Origin of the sequence: Streptomyces torulosus, assembly GCF_001419765.1 — a bacterium.
Lineage (GTDB): Bacteria > Actinomycetota > Actinomycetes > Streptomycetales > Streptomycetaceae > Streptomyces > Streptomyces torulosus.
Genome location: NZ_LIRK01000539.1, coordinates 1 through 6,280, shown reverse-complemented (window position 1 = coordinate 6,280; position 6,280 = coordinate 1). Strand labels below are relative to the sequence as shown.

The window sequence follows — 6,280 nt, the reverse complement described above, 5'->3', positions numbered from 1 at the left end:
GGCCGGTCAATGGCAGGGTGATCCGCAACTCCGTCCGGTCGAACCGCACGACCCCGCCGCCCGGCCCCGGCTCCACGTCCCGCACCGGCCCCGGCACCCGCGCCCGCTCGGCGCCCCGCGCCACCAGCCCGGTGGCGTCGGAACGCCTCCTGCGCCACGCGGCCCGCACGGTGCGCAGCCCTTGAACCGCCCCCGCCGAACCGATCGCCTTCACCGAACGCACCAGGTCACGACCGTCCATGCGGCTCACCCTGCCATTGACCGGCCCGTTTGTGTGAGTCGTTCAACTTCCGTTCACCCATGGTGACGGCACACTTCATGTCGCCGACCAACCACGGCACACTCTGGTGTCGAAGTCGATCACATGGCATCGTCCGTGGTGGCCGCGTCACGCGCACACCCCGCTCGTGCGCGCCCGACGCACACGACGCGCACAGTCCGGGAGCCGACCCATGACCTCAGCGAACCCCTCGCCGCTCTGGCAGCCCGACGCGGACCGCATCGCCCGGGCCCGGATCACCCAGTTCCACACCTGGGCGGCCGAGCACCACGGAGCCCCGGCCGACGGCGGATACGCGGCCCTGCACCGCTGGTCCGTCGACGAACTCGAGACCTTCTGGAAAGCCGTCACCGAGTGGTTCGACGTACGGTTCTCCACCCCCTACGCGCGCGTGCTCGGCGACCGCGCCATGCCCGGCGCCCAGTGGTTCCCCGGAGCCACCCTCAACTACGCCGAACACGCCCTGCGCGCCGCCGCCACCCGCGCCGACGAACCGGCCCTCCTCCACGTCGACGAGACCCACGCACCACGCCCCGTGACCTGGGCCGAACTACGCCGGCAGGTCGGCTCGCTCGCCGACGCCCTGCGCGCCCTCGGCGTACGCCCGGGAGACCGCGTCAGCGGCTACCTCCCGAACATCCCCCAGGCCGTCGTCGCCCTCCTCGCCACGGCCGCCGTCGGCGGCGTCTGGACCTCCTGCGCCCCCGACTTCGGCGCCCGCAGCGTCCTCGACCGCTTCCAGCAGGTCGAACCGGTCGTCCTGTTCACCGTCGACGGCTACCGCTACGGCGGAAAGGAACACGACCGCCGTGACACCGTCGCCGAACTCCGCCGCGAACTGCCCACCCTCCGCGCCGTCGTCCACATCCCCCTGCTCGGCACCGACGCCCCCGACGGCGCCCTGGAATGGTCCGCCCTCACCGCCGCGGACACCGAGCCGACCTTCGAACAGGTCCCCTTCGACCACCCCCTGTGGGTGCTCTACTCGTCCGGCACCACCGGCCTGCCCAAGGCCCTCGTCCAGTCCCAGGGCGGCATCCTGGTCGAGCACCTCAAACAACTCGGCCTGCACTGCGACCTCGGCCCCGAGGACCGCTTCTTCTGGTACACCTCCACCGGCTGGATGATGTGGAACTTCCTCGTCTCCGGCCTCCTCACCGGCACCACGATCGTCCTCTACGACGGCAGCCCGGGGTACCCGGACACCGGCGCACAGTGGAGCGTCGCCGAACGCACCGGCGCCACCCTCTTCGGCACCTCCGCCGCCTACGTCATGGCCTGCGGCAAGGCCGGCGTCCACCCCGGCCGCGACTACGACCTCTCCCGCGTCCAGTGCGTCGGCACCACCGGCTCCCCGCTCCCGCCCGACGGCTTCCGCTGGCTCCACGACGAGGTCCGCGAGGACCTGTGGATCGCCTCCGTCAGCGGCGGCACCGACGTCTGCTCCTGCTTCGCCGGAGCCGTCCCCACCCTCCCCGTCCACATCGGCGAACTCCAGGCCCCCTGCCTCGGCACCGACCTCCAGTCCTGGGACCCCAGCGGCAAGCCCCTCACCGACGAGGTCGGCGAACTCGTCGTCACCAGCCCCATGCCGTCCATGCCGATCCACTTCTGGAACGACCCCGACGGCACCCGCTACCACGACAGCTACTTCGACACCTACCCCGGCGTCTGGCGCCACGGCGACTGGATCACCGTCACCTCACGAGGCTCCGTCGTCATCCACGGCCGCTCCGACTCCACACTCAACCGCCAGGGCGTCCGCATGGGCTCGGCCGACATCTACGAAGCGGTCGAACGGCTCCCGGAGGTCAAGGAATCCCTCGTCATCGGCATCGAACAGCCCGACGGCGGCTACTGGATGCCCCTCTTCGTCCACCTCGCCCCGGGAGCGACCCTCGACGAAGCCCTCCTGAACCGCATCAAGCGCACCATCCGCGAACAGCTCTCCCCACGCCACGTCCCCGACGAGATCATCGAGGTCCCCGGCATCCCCCACACCCTCACCGGCAAACGCATCGAGGTCCCCGTCAAGCGCCTCCTCCAGGGCACCCCCATGGAGAAGGCGGTCAACCCCGGCTCCATCGACAACCTCGACCTGCTGCACTTCTACGAGGGCCTGGCCCGCGAACGAGCCCGCGATAGAGCCTGACCGGCACAGGGCACAGGGCACAGGGCACAGGGCATCGGGCATCGGGCGCCGGGCGTCGCGGGCCGCACACCGGGTCGGCACCCGTTGTCAGTGCCCCCGGTTACTGTGAGTGAGCATTGATCGACTGCTCGCACAGGGGGAAACCATGGCACACACCGGCCACCAGAGCATGCGAAGGGTCCTGCGCCGCGAGATCGCGGGCACCATCGGCTTGCTCGCGGACGAGCACGACTTCACGGCCATGCGGCGCTACCGCAGCTTCACCTTCGACGACCACACGACCTACCTCGACCAAGTGGAAGCCCTGCTCCGCACCCGCGCCGAGCAGGGCAACCACACCACCGTCGCCCTCTTCGACCCCGAGGAGTACGCGGAGTTCTGCACCGAGACGGGCCTGGAACCGGACATCCCCTCCAGCCGAACCCGTTTCACCGCCGAACTGGCCGCGACGGGCGCCGCCGTCCCCTACGAAGGACAACCCCTCACCGAACTCGTCCCCGAACTGATCGACGAAGCGGTCCGCAAGGCCACCTGGGAGTACGCCACCACGCTCCTCGCCCAGATCGGCACCTGCGCCTGCTGCGGCGAGGACATCGGCCGCACATCGTTCGCCCGGGCCACGGACCTCCTCACCCGCATCCTCGACACGGCCGCCCCGGGCGAACGCCACCTCGTGTGCAGCGTCGCCTCCAAGCCCCAGGCACTCGTCGCCGTCATCCGCGCGGAACAGGACCCCGACGGAGCCACCCGCCTGGACGAGACCGAGGCCCTGGAGTTCGCCACCGTCCTCGCCCTCGGGATCGCCACCCGAAGCCCCGGCGGACTCGTCATGCGCACCAGCGCCCCCGACACCATCGACCGGGTCTACGGCTGGCGTCTGCGCGGCGACGGCCTCGAACCCCTCACCGCGGGAGAGGTCTTCGACGCCTACTGCACCGACGTGATGTCCGGCGACCTCGTCTCCCCGGAGTCCGGCGTCGACTACTGCACCCCGCCCGACCTCGGGGACGACCTCGGCCACGGAGGCACCGCCTCGGACGGACACCTCCACTGAACGCGCGAGGGGCGCCCCACCCGCAGGTGGAGCGCCCCTCGACCGCAACCGATCAGCACGAAATCAGCGCGAGGTCATTCGCCCGACAGCACCGCCTGAGCCGCGCCGCGTGCCTCCTCGGCCGTGTCCGCCGCCCGAGCGGCAGCCGCCGCACGCTCGCACTGCGCCAGCGTGTACTTCGCCAGCGTCGCCCGCACGTAGGGGATCGACGCCGCACCCATGGACAGGGAGGTGACACCCAGACCCGTCAGCACACACGCGAGCAGCGGATCCGAAGCCGCCTCACCGCACACACCGCAGCTCTTGCCCTCGGCCTTCGCCGCCTCCGCGGACAGCGCGACCAGGTCGAGCAGCGCGGGCTGCCACGGATCCTGCAGTCGTGACACCGCACCCACCTGCCGGTCGGCCGCGAACGTGTACTGAGCGAGGTCATTGGTCCCCAGCGACAGGAACTCGACCTCCTGCAGGATCGACCGCGCCCGCAGAGCCGCCGACGGGATCTCGACCATGGCCCCGAACTTGGCCCGCAGCCCGGCCTCGCGGCAGGCGTCGGCGAACGCCTTCGCGTCCGTGCGGTCAGCCACCATCGGCGCCATGACCTCGAGGTACACGGGCAGCCCCTCGGCGGCCTCGGCGAGCGCCGTCAGCTGCGTGCGCAGCACCTCGGGGTGATCCAGCAGCGTCCGCAGACCTCGCACACCGAGCGCGGGGTTCGGCTCGTCGGCCGGAGTCAGGAAGTCCAGCGGCTTGTCGGCGCCCGCGTCGAGCACGCGGACGACCACACGCCCCTCGGGGAACGCCTCCAGTACCTTCCGGTACGCCTCGACCTGCTTCTCCTCCGACGGCGCCTGCTTGCTGTCGTCCAGGAATAGGAACTCGGTGCGGAACAGTCCGACGCCCTCGGCCCCGGCCTCCACGGCCGCCGGCACGTCGGCGGGACCGCCGACATTGGCGAGCAGCGGCACCTTGTGGCCGTCGGAGGTGGCTCCCGGCCCACTGGACGCGGCCAGCGCGGCCCTGCGCTCCGCGGCGGCGGCCTCCAGTTCGGCCTTCTTGTCCGCGCTCGGGTTCACGAAGATCTCACCGGTGCTGCCGTCCACGGCGATGACCGTGCCCTCGGCGAGTTCCCCGGCGCCCGGCAGCGCGACGACGGCCGGCACACCGAGCGCCCGCGCCAGAATCGCGCTGTGACTGGTCGGCCCGCCTTCCTCGGTGACGAAACCGAGCACGAGCGTCGGGTCGAGCAGCGCGGTGTCCGCAGGAGCCAGATCGCGGGCGATGAGGACATACGGCTCGTCACTGTCCGGCACACCCGGCATGGGCACCCCGAGCAGCCGGGCGACGATACGGTTCCGCACGTCGTCGAGGTCGGCGACCCGGCCCGCGAGGTACTCGCCGGCGCCCGCCAGCAGGGCCCGGTACGAGGCGAACGCGTCGTAGACCGCCCGCTCCGCCGTGCTCCCCACGGTGATTCGTCGCTCCACGTCCGCCATCAGTTCCGGGTCCTGGGCCATCAGCGCCTGGGCCTCGAGGACCGCCTGGGCCTCGCCGCCCGCCAGATTGCCCCGCGCCATCAGATCGGCCGCGACGGCGTCCACGGCCTTGCGGGCCCGTCCCTGCTCGCGCTCCGCGTCCTCCGCCGGTATCTGCTTGGCAGGCGGCTCCAGTACCGCCGTGCCCATGTGCCGAACCTCGCCGATCGCCACACCATGGCTGACACCGACGCCTCGCAGCGTTGTCTCCATCTCACCCGTCTCCGGTAGTGCGGCGGGCCCCGCCGCCGCGGTGGTTGTGGAACTTCCCGTGCGGTACGGACCTGGCCTCACTGCCAGCCGAAGAGCGCGTCACCGGTCTTCACGTCTCCGTCGAGGCGGAGATCGGAGAGGGCGTCGGCCGTGGCCTCCAGCGCCACGACAGGACAGATCGGCGACTTGCCCGCGGCCACGACCGCGGCAGGGTCCCAGCGGACCACGGCCTGTCCGCGCTGCACGGTGTCGCCCTTGTTGACGAGCAGCTCGAACCCTTCGCCGTTCAGCTGCACCGTGTCGATCCCGAGATGCGTCAGCACGCCGTGCCCCTCGCCGTCGACCACGACGAAAGCGTGCGGGTGCAGCGAGACGATGACTCCGTCCACGGGGGAGACGGCCTCGGTCACGTCAAGCGCGGGGTCGATCGCCGTTCCGGGGCCGACCATCGCTCCCGAGAAGACGGGGTCCGGTACTGCGGCCAGTCCGATGGCGCGTCCTGCGAGCGGGGACGTCACGGTGGTCATGGGAAGCCTCCCAGGGGTGGAGCTGCGCGTACGAGCCGGCACCGCTTGCCACGGGCGGCTCTGCCCAGCAGCGTATGTCAGATGCGGGGTTCCCCACGGAAGATACCGCCTAGTGGTCTAGACCACCAGTCCAGTGGATTTGCACGCGCTCCGGAGCCCGCTGTACAGTCGTAGACCTGCTCGGGGCCGAGCGGCGCCACTGAGCGTCCCGCCTCAAGCGGCAACCAACTTGTCAGATCCTATCTCGGGGTCCGCTTCCGCATGTCTGCGGGAGAGTGGTCAGGGGGACGGAAAAACACTGATAGTGTTGGAAACACCGAAGGGAAGCGCCCGGAGGAAAGCCCGAGAAGATACTCGGGTGAGTACAAAGGAAGCGTCCGTTCCTTGAGAACTCAACAGCGTGCCAAAAATCAACGCCAGATATGTTGATACCCCGTCTCCGGCCGGTTCGGTCGGGACGAGGTTCCTTTGAAACAAAACACAGCGAGGACGCTGTGAACCATCGGATCATTCCTCCGGTGG

Annotated in this window: 4 protein-coding genes and 1 pseudogene; 2 read left to right on the top strand and 3 right to left on the bottom strand. The window is 70.4% G+C overall.

Annotation, left to right across the window (positions count from 1 at the left end; all coding sequences use genetic code 11):
• Positions 1 to 241, bottom strand: a pseudogene (locus AOK23_RS32405) (glycosyl hydrolase); the annotation flags it as partial.
• A gap of 211 nt (positions 242 to 452) precedes the next feature.
• Between AOK23_RS32405 and AOK23_RS32400 the strand changes: the two are divergent.
• Complete coding sequence (locus AOK23_RS32400; RefSeq protein WP_055716120.1) at positions 453 to 2,432, top strand: acetoacetate--CoA ligase; 1,980 nt, start codon at positions 453 to 455, stop codon at positions 2,430 to 2,432.
• Between the two features lie 145 nt (positions 2,433 to 2,577).
• Positions 2,578 to 3,486 carry a hypothetical protein gene (locus tag AOK23_RS32395; protein WP_055716119.1) on the top strand — a complete coding sequence of 303 codons (909 nt, stop codon included), beginning with the start codon at positions 2,578 to 2,580 and terminating at the stop codon, positions 3,484 to 3,486.
• Between the two features lie 74 nt (positions 3,487 to 3,560).
• Here the strand turns inward: AOK23_RS32395 and ptsP are convergent, their stop codons facing one another.
• A complete protein-coding gene (ptsP, locus tag AOK23_RS32390; protein WP_055716118.1) occupies positions 3,561 to 5,231 on the bottom strand; it encodes a phosphoenolpyruvate--protein phosphotransferase in 1,671 nt (556 codons plus the stop codon).
• A 77-nt stretch (positions 5,232 to 5,308) separates the two neighbouring features.
• A complete protein-coding gene (locus AOK23_RS32385; protein ID WP_055716117.1) occupies positions 5,309 to 5,758 on the bottom strand; it encodes a PTS sugar transporter subunit IIA in 450 nt (149 codons plus the stop codon).
• Positions 5,759 to 6,280 lie beyond the last annotated feature (522 nt).